This is a genomic window from Parviterribacter multiflagellatus (assembly GCF_056863265.1).
Genome location: NZ_JBXPIZ010000003.1, coordinates 63,365 through 82,691 on the forward strand (window position 1 = coordinate 63,365; position 19,327 = coordinate 82,691).

General features: G+C 75.5%; 15 protein-coding genes. 7 read left to right on the plus strand and 8 right to left on the minus strand.

Annotated features, from left to right (window positions below; all coding sequences use genetic code 11):
* Positions 1–44: 44 nt before the first annotated feature.
* The 4 genes from AC1UE5_RS07140 to ligD are packed head-to-tail and all read left to right on the plus strand — an operon-like array spanning position 45 to position 3,751.
* The gene (locus AC1UE5_RS07140) at positions 45–1,121 is read left to right on the plus strand and encodes a methionine ABC transporter ATP-binding protein (protein WP_482921592.1); all 1,077 of its coding nucleotides are present in this window, start codon (positions 45–47) and stop codon (positions 1,119–1,121) included.
* Positions 1,118–1,771 (plus strand): methionine ABC transporter permease, encoded by a 654-nt coding sequence (locus tag AC1UE5_RS07145; protein WP_482921594.1) that lies wholly within the window; start codon positions 1,118–1,120, stop codon positions 1,769–1,771. Before AC1UE5_RS07140 ends, AC1UE5_RS07145 begins: the two co-directional genes overlap by 4 nt.
* A 23-nt stretch (positions 1,772–1,794) precedes the next feature.
* A complete protein-coding gene (locus tag AC1UE5_RS07150) occupies positions 1,795–2,637 on the plus strand; it encodes a MetQ/NlpA family ABC transporter substrate-binding protein (RefSeq protein WP_482921596.1) in 843 nt (280 codons plus the stop codon).
* Positions 2,638–2,695: 58 nt separating this feature from the next.
* Positions 2,696–3,751 (plus strand): non-homologous end-joining DNA ligase, encoded by a 1,056-nt coding sequence (gene ligD / locus AC1UE5_RS07155; protein WP_482921598.1) that lies wholly within the window; start codon positions 2,696–2,698, stop codon positions 3,749–3,751.
* Here the strand turns inward: ligD and AC1UE5_RS07160 are convergent.
* Complete coding sequence (locus AC1UE5_RS07160; RefSeq protein WP_482921600.1) at positions 3,748–4,671, minus strand: exodeoxyribonuclease III; 924 nt, start codon at positions 4,669–4,671, stop codon at positions 3,748–3,750. The genes ligD and AC1UE5_RS07160 overlap by 4 nt on opposite strands.
* Positions 4,672–4,727: 56 nt before the next feature.
* On the opposite strand from AC1UE5_RS07160, the gene AC1UE5_RS07165 reads away from it, so the two are divergent.
* On the plus strand, positions 4,728–5,573 hold the full coding sequence (locus AC1UE5_RS07165) for an EamA family transporter (RefSeq protein ID WP_482921602.1): 846 nt from the start codon (positions 4,728–4,730) through the stop codon (positions 5,571–5,573).
* Here AC1UE5_RS07165 and AC1UE5_RS07170 read toward each other — a convergent pair.
* Complete coding sequence (locus AC1UE5_RS07170; RefSeq protein ID WP_482921604.1) at positions 5,570–6,391, minus strand: lytic transglycosylase domain-containing protein; 822 nt, start codon at positions 6,389–6,391, stop codon at positions 5,570–5,572. The two genes, AC1UE5_RS07165 and AC1UE5_RS07170, sit on opposite strands and share 4 nt — an antisense overlap.
* A 45-nt stretch (positions 6,392–6,436) precedes the next feature.
* Here AC1UE5_RS07170 and AC1UE5_RS07175 point away from each other — a divergent pair, with 45 nt between their 5' ends.
* Together AC1UE5_RS07175 and AC1UE5_RS07180 are read left to right on the plus strand one after the other, a co-directional pair.
* Positions 6,437–7,822 carry a rhodanese-like domain-containing protein gene (locus tag AC1UE5_RS07175; RefSeq protein ID WP_482921606.1) on the plus strand — a complete coding sequence of 462 codons (1,386 nt, stop codon included), beginning with the start codon at positions 6,437–6,439 and terminating at the stop codon, positions 7,820–7,822.
* Between the two features lie 137 nt (positions 7,823–7,959).
* A complete protein-coding gene (locus AC1UE5_RS07180; protein WP_482921608.1) occupies positions 7,960–10,650 on the plus strand; it encodes a beta-glucosidase H in 2,691 nt (896 codons plus the stop codon).
* A 47-nt stretch (positions 10,651–10,697) separates the two neighbouring features.
* On the opposite strand, the gene AC1UE5_RS07185 is transcribed toward AC1UE5_RS07180, so the two are convergent.
* From AC1UE5_RS07185 to glpA, 6 genes are read right to left on the minus strand one after another with little or no spacing between them, the layout of a single operon-like run.
* Complete coding sequence (locus AC1UE5_RS07185; RefSeq protein ID WP_482921610.1) at positions 10,698–11,984, minus strand: NAD-dependent epimerase/dehydratase family protein; 1,287 nt, start codon at positions 11,982–11,984, stop codon at positions 10,698–10,700.
* A 3-nt stretch (positions 11,985–11,987) separates the two neighbouring features.
* Positions 11,988–12,626, minus strand: coding sequence for a CDP-diacylglycerol--glycerol-3-phosphate 3-phosphatidyltransferase (gene pgsA / locus AC1UE5_RS07190; protein ID WP_482921612.1), 639 nt, complete (start codon positions 12,624–12,626; stop codon positions 11,988–11,990).
* Positions 12,623–15,136: a phosphoenolpyruvate--protein phosphotransferase gene (ptsP, locus tag AC1UE5_RS07195; protein ID WP_482921614.1), complete on the minus strand. Its 2,514-nt coding sequence runs from the start codon at positions 15,134–15,136 to the stop codon at positions 12,623–12,625. Before ptsP ends, pgsA begins: the two co-directional genes overlap by 4 nt.
* Positions 15,137–15,146: 10 nt before the next feature.
* Positions 15,147–16,400 carry an anaerobic glycerol-3-phosphate dehydrogenase subunit C gene (locus AC1UE5_RS07200; protein WP_482921616.1) on the minus strand — a complete coding sequence of 418 codons (1,254 nt, stop codon included), beginning with the start codon at positions 16,398–16,400 and terminating at the stop codon, positions 15,147–15,149.
* Positions 16,401–16,402: 2 nt separating this feature from the next.
* Positions 16,403–17,698: an anaerobic glycerol-3-phosphate dehydrogenase subunit GlpB gene (gene glpB, locus AC1UE5_RS07205; RefSeq protein ID WP_482921618.1), complete on the minus strand. Its 1,296-nt coding sequence runs from the start codon at positions 17,696–17,698 to the stop codon at positions 16,403–16,405.
* Entirely contained in the window at positions 17,695–19,299 is a 1,605-nt protein-coding gene (gene glpA / locus AC1UE5_RS07210) for an anaerobic glycerol-3-phosphate dehydrogenase subunit GlpA (RefSeq protein WP_482921620.1), read from the minus strand. The genes glpB and glpA overlap by 4 nt, the downstream gene beginning before the upstream one ends.
* Positions 19,300–19,327: the final 28 nt, after the last annotated feature.

The following is a 19,327-nucleotide window of genomic DNA, read 5'->3' on the forward strand; positions in this document are numbered from 1 at the left end:
GGGCGCAGTGGTGCCACTGCGGCGCGCTATTTTGAGCAATTCAGATGGGAATTGCGGAGATTGGTCAGCGCGATGACACCGCACGCGAGCTGAGCGGCGGCGCGGCGGTCGAGCTGCGCGGCGTGACGAAGGTCTACGCGCGCGGCGGGCGCGAGGTGCGCGCGCTCGACGACGTGGATCTCACGGTACGACGCGGCGAGGTGTTCGGCGTGCTCGGCCACAGCGGCGCCGGCAAGAGCACGCTCATCCGCCTGGTCAACGGGCTGGAGCGGCCCACCAGCGGCGAGGTCGTCGTCGAGGGGGAGCCGCTCCCCGCCAAGGCCGCGGCGCTGCGGGCGCGGCGGCGCAAGATCGGGATGATCTTCCAGCACTTCAACCTGCTGAGCTCGCGGACCGCGGCGGCCAACGTCGCCCTGCCGCTGGAGGTCGCGGGCACGGGGCGCGCCGAGCGCCAGCGGCGCGCGCAGGAGCTGCTCGACCTGGTCGGGCTCGGCGACGCGGCCGGCGCCTACCCGGCCCAGCTGTCGGGCGGCCAGAAGCAGCGCGTCGGGATCGCCCGCGCGCTGGCCGGCGAGCCGTCGGTGCTGCTCTCCGACGAGGCGACCTCGGCGCTCGACGACGACACCACGGCGCAGATCCTCGACCTGCTGCGCGACCTCAACGCGCGGCTCGGGCTGACGATCCTCCTCATCACCCACCAGCTGTCGGTCGTGCAGCGCATCTGCGACTCGGCGGTGCTCCTGCGCGGCGGGCGGGTGGAGGACGGCGGACCGCTCGGCGACGTCGTCGGCCGCCCGCGCTCGCCGCTCGGCCGGCTGCTGCTCCCGAGCCTGCCGCCGCACGCGGACGAGGACGTGGCGCAGGAGCTGCTCGACGTCGTCGCGGTCGACGACCTCGCGCGCGCGGCGATCGACCCGCGCGGCGCGCAGGGCAGCCCGGTCCACGACGCGCTCGAGGTCGACGGCGTCACCGCGCGCGTCGTCGCCGCGTCGTACGAGACGGTCGGCGGGCGGCCGGTCGCGCGCCTGCGCGTGGAGCTGCGGGGCGACGACGCCGCACGGGCCCGCACGCGCGACGCGCTGGCGGCCGCCGGCGCGCACCCCGAGGCGGTGGCGGCGTGAACGACGAGACCGTCGACCTCGTCTGGCAGGCGACGCTCGAGACGCTGACGATGGTCGGCGTCGCGATGCTCGTCACCGTGCCGCTCGGGCTGCTGCTCGGCGTGCTCCTCCTGCTCACCGACAAGGGCCAGCCGCTCCAGCAGCCCGTCGTCAACCAGGTGCTCGCGTTCGTCGTGAACGTCGGGCGCTCGATCCCCTTCATCATCCTCTTGGTCGCGATCATCCCGTTCACGCGGGCGATCGTCGGCACGACGATCGGCACCACGGCGGCCATCGTGCCGCTCGCCGTCGCGACCATCCCGTTCTTCGCACGGATCGTGGAGACCTCCCTGCGCGAGGTGCCGGTCGGGCTCGTGGAGGCCGCGCTCGCGGCCGGCGCGACCCGCCCGCAGGTCGTCACGAAGGTCCTGATCCCCGAAGCGGTCGCGTCGTTGGTCAGCGGCGTGACGATCACCACCATCGGCGTCATCGGCTACTCGGCCATGGCTGGCGCCGTCGGCGGTGGCGGACTCGGTGACGTGGCCATCCGCTACGGCTACCAGCGATACGAGACGGACGTCACCGTCGCGGTCGTGGTGGTCCTCGTGGTGGTGGTCCAGGTCCTGCAGTTCGTGGGCGACCGGCTGTCCCGGCGCCTCTCCCACCAGTAGTCCCCACACCAAGAAAGGTCCCGATGCGACGCATCGCGCTGCTCCTCCTGACCCTCGTCCCGCTCGCCCTCTTCGCCGCCGCCTGCGGGGACGATGACTCCGACTCCTCCGCCGGCGCCACCGGCGCGAACGCCTCGTCCGACGAGCCGCTGCGCGTCGGCGTCTCGCCGGTCCCGCACGCCGAGATCCTCAACTTCATCGCCAAGGACCTCGCGCCCAAGGCCGGCCTGAAGCTCGAGGTGAAGGAGTTCTCCGACTACGTCCTGCCGAACACCGCGCTCAACGACGGCCAGCTGGACGCCAACTACTTCCAGACGCCGGCCTACCTGAAGGACCAGGCGAAGGCCCGCGGCATCGACCTCGTGAGCATCGTCGGCGTGCACATCGAGCCGCTCGGCATCTACTCGCGCAAGCACGACGACCTCGCCAAGGTCCCGAACGACGCGAAGGTCGCGATCCCCAACGACGCGACGAACGAGAACCGCGCGCTCCAGCTCCTGGTCGCCAACCAGCTCATCACGCTGAAGGACGGCGCGACCGAGAACGCGACCGTCCGCGACATCGCCGACAACCCGAAGAACCTGGAGTTCGAGGAGGTCGACGCGGCCCAGACGGCGCGCGCGCTCGACGACGTCGACCTCGCGGTCATCAACGGCAACTACGCGCTGGAGAACGACCTGAAGCCCGCGCAGGACGCGCTCGCGCTGGAGGAGGCCAAGGGCAACCCGAACGCCAACCTCCTCGTGACGCTCGGCAAGGGCAAGGACGACCCCCGGGTCAAGAAGCTCGCCGAGCTGCTCACCTCGCCCGAGGTCAAGCAGTTCATCGAGGAGAAGTACCAGGGGGCCGTACTCCCGGCCTTCTAGTCCTGCGCGCGGCGGGCCGGGAGGAAGGCTCCCGGCCCGCGGTGTAGAAGTGACGGGCATGAGCCCGTCCGAGGCCTTCGTCGACGCCGGCGGGCGCGAGGTGCGCGTGTCGAGCCCCGACCGGGTGATCTTCCCCGCCACCGACCGCACGCCCGACATCACGAAGCTGCAGGTCGCCGAGTACTACGTCGCCGTCGGCGACGGCATCCTGCGCGCGCTGCGCGAGCGGCCCACGACGCTCGAGCGGTGGCCGAAGGGCGTCAACGAGAACATCGTCGTGTCGACGCGCGAGCGGGGCGGCGGCGACGCGTTCTTCCAGAAGCGCGTGCCCAAGGGCGCGCCGGACTACCTGGAGACCGCGCGCATCGCGTTCCCCTCCGGGCGGTTCGCCGACGAGATCTGCCCGACCGAGCTGGCCGTGATCGCGTGGTGCGCGCACATGGGCACGATCACCTTCCACCCATGGCCGGTCCGCCGCGCCGACGTCGACCACCCGGACGAGCTGCGCATCGACCTCGACCCCCAGCCCGGCACCGACTTCGCCGACGCGGTGCGCGTGGCGGGCACCGCGCGGGAGCTGCTCGCCGACCTCGGCTACGTCGGCTTCCCCAAGACGTCGGGCGGGCGCGGCATCCACATCTACGTGCGGATCGAGCCCAGGTGGACGTTCACCGACGTGCGCCACGCGGCGATCGCGTTCGGGCGCGAGCTCGAGCGGCGGCTGCCCGGCGAGGTGACGACCAAGTGGTGGAAGGAGGAGCGCGGCGAGCGCATCTTCGTCGACTACAACCAGAACGCCCGCGACCGCACGATCGCGTCGGCCTACTCGATCCGCCCCAAGCCGGGCGCGCCGGTCTCGACGCCGGTGGAGTGGGACGAGCTGCCGGAGATCCAGCCGGAGACGTTCAACGTGACGACGGTGCCGGCGCGGTTCGCCGAGCGCGGCGACCTGCACGCGGCGATCGACGACGTGCACCACTCGCTGGAGCCGCTGCTGGAGCTGTACGAGGCCGACGAGCAGGGCGACATGCCGTACCCGCCCGACTACCCCAAGATGCCGGGCGAGCCCAAGCGCGTGCAGCCCTCCCGGGACACGGACCGCAAGAAGGACTAGCCGGCGTCGCCCGACTCGCCGGGCGGGCCCTGCGGGAGCTTCTTCGCGCCCTTGAGCGGCGCGGGGGAGGAGGCCGGCGGCACGACCGGGCCGATGTCGCCGTCGGGCGCCTCGTCGAGGTCCACGATCACCGGCGCGTGGTCGCTCGGGCCCTTGCCCTTGCGCGCCTTGCGGTCGACCCACGCCGCCTCGACCCGCGACGCCACCGCGTCACCGGCGAGGATGAGGTCGATCCGCATCCCCAGGTCCTGGTGGAACATGCCGGCGCGGTAGTCCCAGTAGGTGAACAGGCGCTCCTCGTCGGGCCACCGGTCGCGGACGACGTCGTGCAGCCCGGCCGACTGGACGTCCGCCAGGGCCGCGCGCTCGGCCGGCGTCACGTGCGTGTGGCCCTCGTACTGCTCGGGGTCGAACACGTCCGCGTCGGCCGGCGCGATGTTGATGTCGCCGAGCACGACGGTGGTCGCCGGGTCGCCGCTCTCCACCGTCCGCTTCAGCGCCCGCAGCCACTCCAGCTTGTACGCGTAGTGGTCGGAGTCGACCGCGCGGCCGTTCGGGACGTACACCGACACGATCCGCAGCCCGCCGCACGTCGCGGCCACCGCGCGCGCCTCGGGGTGGGGGAACCCGGGCGCGTCGTCGCCGAGCCCGCGCGCGACGTCCTCCAGGCCGACGCGCGAGAGGATCGCCACGCCGTTCCACGCGCCCTCGCCGTACGCGGCGACCTCGTAGCCGCGCTCGGCCAGCGGCTCGCGCAGGAGCGCGTCGAACGCGTCGTCGGTGAGCTTCGTCTCCTGGAGGGCGACGACGTCCGGCCGCCGCTCGTCCAGCCAGGGGAGCAGCCGGGGCACGCGCTGCTTGGCCGAGTTCACGTTCCACGTCGCGATGCGCACGGCGTGAACCCTACGGCGACGGTGCATGAGTAACCATCAAACTTGGTATGATGGTTCGTAGACGACGAGGGGAGCTGAGTCGGATGAGCGAAGCGCTGGCTGCCGTCGCGGCCTTCGGGTACGCGACCAGCGACGTCACCACCGCCGCGATCGTGCGGCGCGTCGGGCCCGCGGTGATCGCCTTCTGGGCGCACGTCGTCGCCACGGTCGTGCTGCTCGGCGCCGCGGTGCTCGTGGCCGGCCCGCCCGCGATCGGTCCCTCCCTGCTCGCGGTCGGCGCCGGCCTGGTCGCCGGCGCCGGGGTGATCGCGTACTACGCCGCCCTTGCCCGCGGGCCGGCCAGCGTCCTGGCCCCGATCGCCGCCGGCGGCGTGCTGCTGCCGGTCACCGTCGGAGTCGCGTCGGGCGAGCGGGCCGCCGTGCTCGGCATCGCCGCGACGCTCGTGCTCGTCGTCGGCGTCACGATGCTCGGCCGCGCGTCCGACCGGGACGGCGCGCACACCCCCGCCTTCGCGGTGCTGCTCGCCGTCGCCGCGGCCGTCGCGTTCGGCGGCTACTTCGTGTCGGTCGACGTCGCCGTCGGCGGCGAGGCAGCGCACCCGCTGTGGATCGCCGGGCTGGTCACGGTCGGGTCGGCGCTCGCCGCGCTCCCCGTCGTCGTCCGCGACCGCGCGACGCACCCCGCTCTGCCGGGCCGCGACGCGTGGCGCGGGCTCCTCGGCGTCGGCGCCGCCCTCAGCATCGGCGATCTCGCGCTGACCGCCGCGATGGCCGGTGCCGACGTCGCGCTGGTGGCGGTGATCTCGTCGGCCGACCCGGTGGTGACGGTCGTGGCCGCGCGCGTGGTGCTCATGGAGCGCATCTCGCGCGGGCAGCTCGCCGGCATCGGGCTGACGCTCGCCGGCGTGCTGGGCGTGGCCGCGGCCTAGTCGCGGACGACCTCGCGCGCGTAGAGCGCGAGGTAGCCGCGCGGGTCGCTCGCGATCCGGCGCGCGTAGAGGCGGACGGTGCGGACGTAGAGGTCCGACGGGTTGTACGCGTAGAGCGCGCGGCGGTAGTCCGGCGCGCCCGACGCGCGCAGGTAGTTCGCCGCGCCCATGATCGCGTCGCGCGGGTCGCGGACGTCGCCGCCGAGCCCGTACTGGCGCCACGTCGCAGGCATGAACTGCATCGGCCCGCGCGCGCCGGAGATCGACGCGTTGCGCAGCCGCCCGAACCGCGACTCGACGTAGTTGACCGCCGCCAGCACGTGCCAGCCGACGCCGAACCGGCGCTGCGCGTCGCGGTAGTGGCGCAGCAGCGTCGCCGCCGGCTCGGGCTCGCCGAGGCGGAGCTTCGGCGGCGGGCCGGGCCGGCGGTGGGAGATCGCGTGGAGGCGGCGCAGGTCGCGCAGCGCCCGCACCTCGGGCGCGATGCGGGAGGCCAGCGCGCGCGGGAGGCGGTCGAGCACCGCGCCGCTGGTCCGCGGCCGGGCCGCGAGCGCCGCGACGATGCGCGCCTCGTACGTGGCGAGCCGCGTCACGGCGAGCGGCGGCGCGGTCGTGCCGGCGTTCTCCGCGCGGCGCCACGCGTCGACCTCGTCCGCGAGCCGCGCGGACGTCTCCCGCAGCGTCGTCGCGAGCGTCTGCGGCCCGGTCGGGACGCGCTCGTCCAGCGCGGGGAGCGGCTCGCCCGCGGCTGCGGAGGACGGCGCCGCCGACACGAGCAGCATCGTCGCCAGGAGGGCGGAGCGGATCCAGGAACTCACGGCCGCAGGGTGGCACACGGGCGCTGAGGCTGCGATCGTCGGAGCATGATCTTCCGCCAGATCACCCACGACGACCTCGGGTGCGCGTCGTACCTCATCGGCGACGAGGACGCGGGGGTGGCGGCAGTCGTCGACCCGCGGCTCGACATCGACGAGTACCTGCGCCTCGCGCGCTACCTCGGCGTCCGCATCGAGCACGTCCTGGAGACGCACAACCACGCCGACCACGTCTCGGGCCACGGCCGGCTCGTCGCGGCGACCGGCGCGACGATCCACATCCACCGCGACGCCGCGCCGGACTACGAGCACGAGCCGTTCGACGACGGGTGGGAGCTCGCGCTCGGCGCGCTGCGCGTGCGCGCGATCCACACCCCCGGCCATCGCCCCGAGCACACGGCCTTCGCGCTGATCGACACCGGCCGCTCCCAGACGCCGTGGGCGGTGCTCACCGGCGACTCGCTCTTCGTCGGCGACATCGCGCGGCCCGACCTGGCGGTCGACAAGGAGGAGGGCGCGCGCGGGATCTTCCGCTCGCTCGGCGGAGCGCTGCTCACGCTCCCCGACACGACCGAGGTGTGGCCCGGCCACCTGGGCGGCTCGCTGTGCGGCGGCCCGGGGATGGACCTGAAGGTCAGCTCGACGATCGGGTTCGAGCGCGCGGGCCAGCCGCTGCTGCAGGTCGACGACGAGGACGAGTTCGTCGCGCGCACGACCGCGACGCTCGGGCCGCAGCCGCCGAACTTCCGCAACATCGTCGCACTCAACCGGGGGCCGCTCGTGCGCGACTCGGCCGACGCGCACCCGCTCGCCCCGCGCCAGGTCCAGCAGGCGCTGGCCGACGGCGCGCTCGTCGTCGACACGCGCACCGAGCTGCAGTTCGACGAGGCGCACATCCCCGGCGCGGTGTGCATCACGGCGCGGCGCGCGGGCTTCGGCTCCAAGCTGGCGTGGCTCGCCCGCCCCGAGCAGCCGATCGTCCTCGTCGGGCGCGACGACGAGGACGCGCTGGAGGCCGCGACGCTCGCGGCGGCCGTCGGGCTCACGAACCTCGCCGGCTACCTGCACGGCGGGATGACGTCGTGGCGGGAGGAGCGTCTGCCCGTCGACCACATCCCGCGCATGACCGTCCCCGAGCTGCACCGGCGGTGGGACGGCGGCCGCGACGGCCTGCAGATCCTCGACGTGCGCGAGCGCTCGGAGTGGGACGCCGGCCACATCCCCGGCTCGGTCTTCGAGCCCTACCACGACCTCGACGGCATCCCGGCCGCGCTCGACCCCGATCGGCCGATCGCGGTCATCTGCGGCTCGGGCCAGCGCTCGGCCGTCGGCGCCAGCCTGCTCCAGCGCCTCGGCGCCGACGACGTCATCCACGTCGTCGACGGCGGCGTGCCGCTGTGGCGGCGCGAGGGCTGGCCGGTCGAGAGCGGCTAGCGCGCCACGTCCTCGCACCGGCGGTGGGGTTCCAACGGTGGGCGTCGCCGGGTGGTCACGCCGGTGGGAGCCTCCGCCTCTGAGGTAGGGGTCGCCGCCGCGATGCGTTCGCGGTGGCCAGAGAGGTAGGGAGGGTCATGAGGGGCATCACGCCGAAGGGCGTCGCTCACGCGTGCGCCTGGAGCGCCGCCGTGCTCGCGCTCGCCGCGCCGCCGCCTGCGGCCGCGCAGCAGCCGTGGGACGAGTCGCCCGCCGTGGAGGCACGGGTGACACAGCTGCTCGAGCAGCTGACGACCGAGGAGAAGATCGACCTGGCGACAGGCCGGATCAACAACCTCTACGGGTTCTACAACAACCCGATCGAGCGGCTGGACATCCCGGCGCTCACGATGGCGGACGGGCCGGTGGGCGTGCGCGTCGCCAACCCGGCGGTGAACGGCCAGCGCGCGACGCAGCTCCCGTCTGGCACCGCGCTCGGCGCCACCTGGGACACCGACCTGCTGCGGCGGGTCGGCCAGATGGTCGGCGACGAGGCGCACGCGACAGGCCACAACACGTGGCTCGCGCCGTCGGTCGACATCGCGCGCACCGCGCAGTGGGGCCGCGCGTTCGAGGGGTTCGGGGAGGACCCGCTGCTCAACGGCCGCGCCGCCGCCGCGCTCATCCAGGGGGTGCAGAGCCGCCCGGTGATGGCGACGATCAAGCACTTCGTGGTCTACGACCAGGAGACCGAGCGGTTCACCATCGACGCGCGGGTGAGCGACCGGGCGCTGCGCGAGATCTACGGCAAGCCGTTCGAGATCGGCATCCGCGAGGCGCGGCCCGGCGCCGCGATGTGCGCGTTCAACAAGGTCAACACGGTGTTCGCGTGCGAGCACCCGCTGATGAACACGCTGCTGAAGGGCGACTACGGCTTCCGCGGCTTCGTCATGAGCGACTACAACGCGACGCCCAGCACCGTGCGGGCCGCGCTCAACGGCCTGGACCAGGAGCAGCCGGGCGACCAGGGGCCGGGGTCGGCGAACTTCGGCGAGCGGCTGCTCGCCGCGGTCGAGGCCGGCGAGGTCCCGCAGGCGCGGCTCGACGACATGGCGCGCCGCATCCTGCGGCCGATGGTCGGGCTCGGGCTGTTCGAGAACCGGCCGACGACGACGGGCTTCGACGAGCGCGCCCACGGGCAGCTCGCGCGCGAGGTCGCGTCGGCAGGGATGGTGCTGCTCAAGAACCGGCGCAACACGCTGCCGCTGGAGCCGAGCCGGCGGCTGCGGTCGCTGGCCGTGATCGGGCCGGACGCCGACAACGCGTCGGCCACCGGCGGCGGCTCCTCGGTCGTGCGCCCGACGTACGCGGTCAGCCCGCTCGAGGGCATCCGCGCACGGGCGGGGTCGCGGATCGCGGTGCGGTACGCGCAGGGCGTGGACGGCATCTCCGAGGGCGACCTGCTCCCGGGGCCGGCGCCCGTCCCGTCCTCGACCTTGCGGCCGACCGACGGCGCCCCCGGTGAGCGGGGTCTGCGGGCGGAGTACTTCCCGAACACGACGTTCTCGGGCGCGCCCGCGCTGGCGCAGGTCGATCCGACGGTCAACGTGAACTTCGGCTTCACGAACTTCCCGGGGTTCAACGCCGCGTCGCCGAAGGCGCGGACGCCGGTCGGCAACTTCGCGCTGCTGGGCGACCTGTCGGCCCGCTGGAGCGGCACGTTCACCGCGCCGCAGACGGCGAGCTACACGCTGGGCCTGACCGCCCGCGGGGACGCGCGGCTGTGGTTCGACGGCGAGCTCGTCGCGACGCACACCGGCGCGCTGTCGACCGAGCGGTTCACGCGCGAGCTGACGGCGGGCGAGCCGCACACGGTGCGGATCGAGTACGCCGCCGAGGCGCCGAACCAGTACCAGGGTGGCCAGGTGCGCTTCACGTGGGAGCACGCCGAGGACGTCCTGTCGCCGATGATGCGCGACGCCGTGGCCGAGGCGCGGAACGCGGACGCGGCGGTCGTCGTCGTGCGCGACTACGAGACCGAGGGCGGCGACCGGCCGCACCTCGACCTGCCGCGTGAGCAGGACCAGCTGATCCGGCGGGTCTCGCGGGCGAACCCCAACACGGTCGTCGTGGTCGAGACGGGCGCGCCGTCCAAGACCGCGACCTGGGAGGAGGACGTCCCGGCGATCCTCCAGGCCTGGTACCCGGGGCAGGAGCAGGGCAACGCGATCGCGGACGTCCTGTTCGGGGCGGTCAACCCGTCCGGCAAGCTCGTCGCGACGATCCCGGTCGACGAGCAGCGCCAGCCGGTCAACACGCCGGAGCAGTTCCCGGGCGTCGGCGGGGTGGCCGCGCACTCGGAGGACATCTTCGTCGGGTACCGCGGGTTCCGCGAGCGGAACCTCCAGCCGCAGTACGCGTTCGGGCACGGGCTCTCCTACACGGAGTTCCGCTACCGGCGGCTGCGGGTGGCGGACCGGCTCGACCCGCAGGGCGACATCGCCCTGACGTTCCGCCTGCGCAACGTCGGCGACGTGCCGGGCGCGGAGGTGGCGCAGGCCTACATCGGCCGGCTGCCGGAGCGCAGCGTGGCGACGCCGGATCGCAAGCTCGTCGGCTGGGCGAAGGTCGCGCTGGCGCCGGGCGAGCGGCGCGAGGTGACGATCACCGTGCCGCGGCGCGAGCTGTCCTACTGGGACACCGGCGCGCAGCACTGGGTCACGCCGAGCGGGCGGGTGCCGGTGTACGTCGGCGGCTCGTCCGAGGACGCCGCGCTGGCGGGCGTCATCGAGGTGCGGCCGTCGAGCATCGCCGCGCGGGCGGTCCGCGCGCGGGCGGCGACGCGGTAGGCGCTGCGGCCCGCCGGCGACCTCGCGGTCGCCGGCGGGCCTCGCGCTCAGTCGTCGTCCTGCTCGGTGCGCGCGCCGCGGGCGAAGTCGGGGCCGGCCTCCTCCGGGGGCCGGGTCCGCTCGCCGCGGGCGAAGTCGGGGCCGGCGTCCTCCTCCGGCTCGGTGCGTGCGCCGCGAGCGAAGTCGGGTTCCCGCTCGTCCTCGGGCTTCGTGCGCTCCCCGCGCGCGTAGTCGGGGTGCTCGCGCTCTGGATGGTCCATGGTGAACGCTCCCGCGTTGGGTTCCTGGCTCGACACTACCCCTCTGCGGGGCGCCGCGGGGCGGATCGCCGCGCCGGGCGGGCGGGGCAGCGGGCGGCGGACGTGGCCGGCGGCGACGGCCCAGGCGATCGTGCGCTCGAGCGTGTCGCGGATCGGCGTGTAGCGCAGGCCGAGCTCGCGCGTCGCGCGGCTGCCGTCGTAGGCGTGCCCGTGCAGCATCGTGCGGACCATCGCGCGCGAGACGGGCGGCCGGCGGCCCGCGAGGGCGCACGCGCGCTCGATCGCGGCGGCGGCGGCGAGCGCGACGCGCGGCGGCAGCGTGCGGACGCGGTGGCGGGCGCCGGTCAGCTCCTCCACGAGCGCGATCGCCTCGTCGGACCGGAGCGTCGCTCCGTTGAGCACGTAGCGCTCGCCGGGCCGCCCGCGCTCGGCGGCGAGGAGGTGGCCGGTGACGCAGTCGTCGATGTCCACGAGGCTCATCCGCGTGTCGATGAAGACCGGCAGCCGGCCGTCGACGTAGGCGAGCAGGATGCGCGCGGTGCCGCCGGCGCGGCCGGGGCCCTGCACGGACGACGGGTTGACCGCGACGAGCTCGATGCCGCTCGCGCGGGCGGCGGCGAAGGCCGCGACCTCGCCGTCGTGCTTCGTGCGCTCGTAGGGGGAGAGGAACGTGCCGCGGTGCGGGGAGTCCTCGGCGCCGACGGTGTTCTCGCGCTCCCCCAGCGTCGCCGCGGACGAGGTGTGGACGACGCGCGGGACCTCGGCGCGCGCGGCGGCGCGGACGACCGCGGCCGGGGCGCGGACGTTGGCGTCGACCATCCCCTGCGGGTCGGCGGGGAGGAGCGTGTTCAGGCCGGCGACGTGGAAGACGACGTCGCTCCCGGTCATCGCGGCGGCGAGCTGCGCCTCGTCGAGGAGCTCGGCCCGCGCCGGGCGGGCGCCGCGGGCGGCGACCTTCCGCGCGGCCGCGTCCGAGCGCACGGCGGCCACGACGGCGTCCCCGCGCGCGACCAGGCGGTCGATCAGCGCGCCGCCGATCAGGCCGCTCCCGCCGGTGACGAACGCGCGGGCCACGGGCTACCGCCCCGTCCGCAGGGTGAGCACGCCGCCGAAGCGGCCGAGGTAGTCGACCGCCGACGCGACCGTGAGCGCCGCGGCGGCGAGCATCGCCCACTCGTCGAGGTACAGGCCGGCGAGCGGGTCGCCGGGGCGCACGATCGCCAGCGCGATCGCGAGGAACTGCACCGACGTCTTGACCTTCGCCAGCAGCGAGGGACGGAGCGTCGCTCCGTCCGCCGCGACGACCCCGCGGAGGCCGAGGATGAGGATCTCGCGGCCGATGATGAGCGCCGCGATCCAGGGCGACGCGCGGTCGACCGCGACGAGGGCGACGAGGACACCGGTGACGAGCAGCTTGTCCGCGGTGGTGTCGAGGAACGAGCCGAGCTTCGACGTGACGCCCCAACGGCGGGCGAGGCGGCCGTCGACCCAGTCGGTGAGCGCGGCGACGGCGAACAGGACGCAGGCGGCGGTGGCGAGATCGCCGGTGTCCTCGTCGAGCGTGACGAGGAGCATGATCACCGGCGTCAGCGCGATGCGCAGCCCGGTGCCGATGGCGACCACGCGCGCGTCGTGCAGGCGCCGGCGGCCGGCCGCCACCTGCACCTCCGCGGCTGCCCGCGCGGGCACCTTCGCCTCCACCGCCGGCCGGGTCATGCGGCGACCGCTCCTCGCGCCAGGAGGTCGGCGACGGCGGCGGCGTCGTCGAGGTCGAGCGCGCGGCGGGCCAGCTCCTGCGCATCGGCCAGCGACGTGTGGCGCAGCGCGTCCTTGACGTCGGGGACGAGCGGGGGCGCGACGCTCAGCTCCTCGACCCCCAGCCCCGCGAGCAGCACGGCAGCGGCGGGGTCGCCGGCCAGCTCGCCGCAGACACCGACCCAGCGGCCGTGCGCGGCGGCCGCCTCGGTGACGGCGGCGATGAGCTTCAGGACCGCGGGCTGCACGCCGCCGAGCAGCGCCCCGACCGCGTCGTTGCCGCGCTCGGCGGCCATCGTGTACTGCGTCAGGTCGTTCGTGCCGACCGAGAGGAAGTCGGCCTCGGCGGCGAACCGGCCGGCCTGGAGCGCGAGCGCGGGGACCTCCACCATCACGCCGACCTGGATCTCCGGCGCCCCCAGCTCCGCCCGCACCTCCTCCACCATCCCGCGGGCGTCCCGCAGCTCGGCGAGCGTCGCGACCATCGGGAACATGACCTGCAGCGGGTGGCGCGCGGCGGTGGCGAGGATCGCGCGCAGCTGGGTGCGCAGGATGTCGGGGCGCTGGAGCCCGAGCCGCAGGCCGCGGACGCCCAGGAACGGGTTGTCCTCGTGCGGCTGGCGGAGGTAGGGGAGCGGCTTGTCGGCGCCCGCGTCGAGCGTGCGGACGACGAGCGAGCGGCCGTCGAGCGCGGTCGCGATCTCCTCCAGCGCGGCGCGCTGCTCCTCCTCGGTCGGCGCCGCGTCGCGGCCGAGGTAGAGGAACTCGGTCCGCAGCAGGCCGACGCCGTCCGCGCCGAGCCGGACCGCCTGGGCGGCCCCCGCGATCGCGCCGAGGTTGGCGGCGACGGTGAGCGTGGCGCCGTCGCGCGTGGTGGCGGGCGCGTGGGCGGCGGCGCGGGCGCGCTCGTGGCGGGCGGCGGCGGTGCGGCGGGCCTCCTCCCGCGCGGCGAGGGTGGTGGGGTCGGGGTCGACCTCCACCGTGCCGTGCGCGCCGTCGAGGACGAGCGTCGTGCCGGGCGGGATGGCGAGCAGCGCGTCGCCGAGCCCGGCGGTGGTCGGGATGCCGAGCGCGCGGGCGAGGATCGCGGCGTGCGACGTGGCGCCGCCCCGGGCGAGCGCGATGCCGGTGGTCGTGTCGCGGTCGAGCGCGGCGACCTGGCCGGGCGCGAGGTCGGCGGCGACGAGGATGCCCGGCTCGGTCGGCGTCGCGGTGGTGGGCGCACCGGTGAGGTGCGCGAGGACGCGCGTGCCGACGTCGTCGAGGTCCGCGGCCCTCTCGCGCAGGTACGGGTCGTCGACCGCGCGCAGGTCGTCCGCGACCGCCCGCACCGCCGCGTCCCACGCCATCGCCGCGCCGTGTCCCGCGGCGATGTCCCCGCGCGCGCGGGCGAGGAGCGCGGTGTCCGCGAGCAGGAGCAGGTGCGCGTCGAGGATCGCGGCCTCGCCGCCGCTCGTCCGCCCGGCCACGAGATCGCGCGCCGCGGCGACCTCCTTCCGCGCCGCCTGCAGCGCGGCGGCGAGCCGCCGCTCCTCCTCAGCCGGCTCGCCCGCGTCCGCGGATGGACGCGCGGCCGGCTGGACGAGCGGCCGCGCCGGCCCGATCGCCACGCCCGGCACCACCGCGAGCCCCCGCAGCGTCGCCCCGGCCGGCGGGGGCGAGGGGGCACGCGCGCCGTCGTCGCCGCGCGCAGAGGGGGAAGGGGCGGCGGGGGCGGGCGCGGCGGGGGTGGGCTCGTCGCCGAACCCCTCGGCGGCCAGCGCCTCCAGCGCGGCGAGGGCCGCCGCGGCGTCGGGGCCAGTGGCGCGCGCGAGGAGCGTGTGGCCGTGGCGCGCGCCGAGCGTCAGCAGCGCGGACAGCGAGCGCGCGTCGACCGGTCCGCGCCCGGTCGTCTCGTCCGCCACCGTCACCTGCGCCGCGAACCGGCCGACCGCCTCGACCACCCGTGCCGCCGGCCGCGCGTGGAGGCCGAGCGGGATCGCGACCGGCAGCCGCGCGGAGGGACCGGCGTCGCGGCCCCCGCGGTCCAAGCCACCCGCGCCGCTGCCCCTCTCCGCGCCGCCGCCCCCGGCGGGGGCGAGCTGCGCGGTCTTCGCGGTGAGGGCGGTGCGCGCCTCGGCGGCGACCTCGTCGAGCGACGCGCCGGCGCCGGCGAGCGCCGCCGCGGCGACCGCGCCCTCGACCAGCGGCGCCTCGCTCAGCACGACGCGCACTGCGTCGCCCGCCATCTCCACGGCCATCTCCGCGCTCATCAGCGCGCTGCCGAGGTCCATGAGCACCAGGACCCCGTCGGGACCTGCCGCGCGGTCGATCGCCGCCGAGACGAGCGCGACGTCCGTGCCGATCCCTCCGTCGTCGCCCATCCCGCCTGCGGCCTCGATCGCGACGGCGTCGCCGGCCATCTGGCGCGCCAGCTCGACCACGCCCGCCGCGAGGGCCGCGCTGTGCGACACGATCACGAGCCCGACCACGCCGCGCTCCTCATGGTGCGGGTGCCGCGGGGAGCGCCATGTAGAGCACCTCCAGCGGGTGCACGCAGCGGACGCCGGTCGCCTGCTCGATGTGCCACCGGCACGTCTCCGAGTCGCAGACCGCGAGGTCGGGCGCCGCGTCGGCGATCTGCGCGAACAGCCCCGCTCCGACGTCCATCGCGATCGCGTGCTTCTCGCGCTTGAGCCCGTACGTCCCGGCGACCCCGCAGCACCTCGCGTCGTTCTCGATCACCCGCAGGTCGGGCACCAGCTCGAGCAGGTCCAGCGCCGGCTTGCCGACGCCGTGCCCCTGCTGCTGGCACGGCGCGTGGTACGTCACGGTCAGCGGCAGCGGCGCGAACGCCCCCGCGTCCAGCTCCCCGCGGTCCATCAACGCGACGAGGTACTCGCACACGTCGTAGACGCGCTCGCTGACCAGCCGCAGCTCCGCGTCGTCCTCCAGCGCGAGGATCTCCCGCGCCTCGCGCTTGAGCATCAACGTGCAGCTCGTCGATGTCCCCACGATGTCGAGCCCGGCCCGCGCCGCCGGCGCCAGCCGCCGCGCCAGCGCCCGCACGGTCCGCCGCGCCGCCGGGAACTGCCCGTTCGACTGGAGCGGCAGCCCGCAGCACTGCTGCCCGCGCGGCACCTCGACCTCGCACCCGGCGTGCTCGAGCACCGCGACCGCGTGCTGCGCCGACTCGGGCTCGTACCAGTTCGCCCCGCACCCGTGGAAGTAGGCGACCCGCCGCGCGCCCGGCGGCGACGTGTGGCCCCGCGCCCACGCCTGGAAGGTGCGGCCGGCGATGGTCGGGAGCGCGGCGGCCCGGGCGATGCCCAGGGTGCGCTCGGCGGCCAGGCGCGCGAGCCGGTTGCGGAGCGTCCAGTTGGCGACCGGCGCCACGGGCCGCGCCAGCCGCCCCGTCACGTGCGGCCGCGCGAGCACCCGGTCGCGCAGCGGCACCCCGGTCCGCTCGCGCAGCGCCGCCCGCGCCTGGGTGTTGATCTCCGCGATGTGCACGCCTTGCGGGCACACCTGCGTGCAGATCCCGCAGCCCGAGCAGTAGTCGAGCGACGCGTCCGGGCTCTCCTCGCCCGGCACCCGGAAGCGCTCCGCCTGCGGCCCCACGTACTTCGGCCCGGGGAAGAGCGGCGTGACGTTCGAGACGGGGCAGAACGTCTCGCAGATCGTGCACTTGACGCAGTGGTCGAGCGAGCCGCGCATCAGCTCCCCCAGGACGTCGTGCTCGGCCCCCAGCGCCACCGTCACCCTCCCGATGCCATCACCGCCGCCGGGGTCCGGAGCGCCTCGTCGAGGATCAGCCCCGCCGCCCGGTGGCCCGTCGCGACGCTCAGCCCGTCGCCCGACTTCTCCCGCCACGGCTCCGCGCCCGCCAGCGTCGCGCCCGCGACGAGGACGTTGTCGAGCAGCCGCTCGCCGTGCTCGCCGACCGGACGCAGGTCCGGCCCCGCGCGCACGCCCGCCGCCGCGATCGGGTGGTCGCCGAAGTACTCCGGGAGGAACCGCGGCGCGCCGCGCGCCGGCGCCCCCGTCACCGGCAGCCCGAGCGCCGTCTCGCGCGCGACCCAGTGCGCGTCGAGCGCCACGCCGCCGGCCGCGAACCCGCCTGACGCGAGCACGAACCAGCGCGCGCGGTGGATCGTCTCCCGCAGGCCGATCCGCACGCGCACCCCGTCCACGCGCGTCCCGTCGCGCGCCGCGCCCACGACGACGGCGTTGAGCACCATCCGCCCGCCGGCCCGCCGCAGCAGCTCGCGCAGGGTCGCGAAGACGCGCATCCCCGGCAGCGACGGCGGCAGCGTCGGCACCTCGAACACGGGGTGCCCGAGCCGGTCGGCGATGTCGGCCCACACCGCGTGCGGGTCGCGCAGCCCCAGCACGGCGGGGAACGCGACCCGCTCGGAGCCCGCGAGCCGCCCCGCCAGCGCCGCCACCACCCGCGCGCGGAAGACCGTGTCGTCCAGCGCGCGCCCGTACCCGAGCGCGTTCGCGTCGTGGCGGCCCTCGGGCGCGAGGTCGAGCTCGACGCCCCGCGCGCGCACCCCGATGCGCTGCAGGTTGTCGGCCAGCAGCAGCGGGTGGAAGTCCTTCAGCGCGGTGAACCCGACGACGCACACCGGCTCGTCGCGCCCCAGGTCCCCGTCGGCCATCGTCTCGGGCACGAACGCCGACGGCCGCGGCACCCCGAGCGCCGTCGGCAGCAGGAGGTTCGCGTCGATCGACCCGCGGTACGCGTAGGGCGCGAGCGGCCCGTCCGCCACGCAGCCCACCAGCCAGGCGCAGGCGTCCGCGACGCCCTCGACCCCGATCAGCCCGTACGGGTGCGCCGGATGCTCGGCCACGAACGCCGGCAGCGCCGCGCGCGGCGACTCGACCCGCTCCGGCGCGTAGCCGAGCACGTCGATCGTGCACGGCGACAGGTGCGTCGCGCCCACGCCCTTGGCGAGCACGAGCACCGACGCGCCGCCCTCCGCGAGCCGCACGGCGGCCGTCAGCCCGGCGAGGCCCGCGCCGATCACGATCGCGTCGTAGCGGTTCATGTCGGCACGGGCTCCGCCGCGGGCGCCACGGCGCCCGCCTCTGGGAGGTGCTCCACGTCGAGCAGCCCCTGGAAGATCCAGTCGTCGAGCCGCGCCTGCCGGAGCTGGTCGCCGTACAGCACCGGCCACACGCCCTTCCACCGCTCCTGCAGGAAGCGCAGCAGCGCGGCGGACGCCTCGGCGCCGTCGAGCCGGTCGACCGCGTGCAGGATGCCGGTCGCGCGGTAGATGCAGAAACCGCCCTGGCACGGGCCCATCCCGAGCCGCAGCCCGCGCCGGATGTCGTCGAGGTTGACGGTCCCGCGCTCGCGCATGACCTCCTCCAGCCGCGACCGCCCGATCAGCTCGCACTCGCAGACCAGCTCCTCGGCCTGCAGCCGCTCCTCGCGTCGGCGCAGGCGTGAGCCCAGCCGGTAGTGCCCGCGGCCCTCGGCCTCGGGCGGCGCGACCTCCGCGGTCGTGCACGGTCGCTCTTCGCCGAGCTGCGCGCACATCGCGTCGACCAGGTCCTCGGCCATCAGCCGCAGCGTCGTCAGCTTGCCGCCCGACATCGTCAGCAGCCCGTCGACGCCGTCGCGCGCACGGTGGTCGACGACCGCGTGCGTGCGGCTCAGGTCGCGGGTGTCCGCGTTGCCGTCGCCGGCGCGCTCGTCGGCAAGCAGCGGCCGCGCCCCCGCCCACACCCGCAGCGCCCGCGCCGAGCGCAGCCCGGGCACGAGCAGCTCGCCGTCGTCGAGCATCAGGTCGACCTCGTCCTGCGTGACCGGGATGCGGTCCGGGTCGGCCGCGCGGATGTCGGTCGTCCCCATCACGCTCACCGTCCGGATCGGGACGAGGATGTCGCCGTCCGACGGCAGCTCGCACCGGTTGACCACCGTGTTCACCAGCCGGTGGTTCATCGCGATCATGATCCCCTTGCCGGGGATCACGCCGATGCCCTCGATCCCCGCCATCCGCACGATCTGCGCCGCCCACGCGCCCGATGCGTTCAGCGTGAAGCGGGCGGCGATGTCGACCTCGTCGCCGGTCAGCTCGTTGCGCAGCCGCGCGCCGGTGACGGCCCCGGAGCGCGCGCCGTGGAGCGCCACGACGCGGTGGTAGGTGAGGATGCGCGCGCCGTGCTCGGCCGCGCCGCGCGTCAGCGTCCGCACGGTCTTCCACGCGTCGATCGACGCGTCCTCCACCACGAACGCGCGCCGGATGCCCCGGTTGAGGAGCGGCTCGGCGCGCAGCGCGCTGCGGACGCTCACCTCGTCGATCGGCACGCCGGTCGCGCGGCAGCCCTGCACCAGCGTGTCGCCGTACGCGGGGTCGTCGCGCGGCGTGGTGACGAACAGCCCGCCGGTGTCCTCGATGCAGTTGGGGAGGACCCGGCGCAGGATCGCGTTCTCGGCGACGCACTCCTCTGCGGCCAGCGGGTCCTTGACCGCGTAGCGCGCGCCGGAGTGCAGCAGCCCGTGGAACCGCCCGCTCGTGCCCTCCGCCAGGTCGGCGCGCTCGACGAGCACGACGTCGAACCCACGCAGCGCCGCGTCCCAGGCGACGCCGGCGCCGGTCGCGCCGCCGCCGACGACGAGGACGTCGGTGTGGAGCGGGGCCACGCGCCGGCCCTCCTACGCCTTCGCGCCC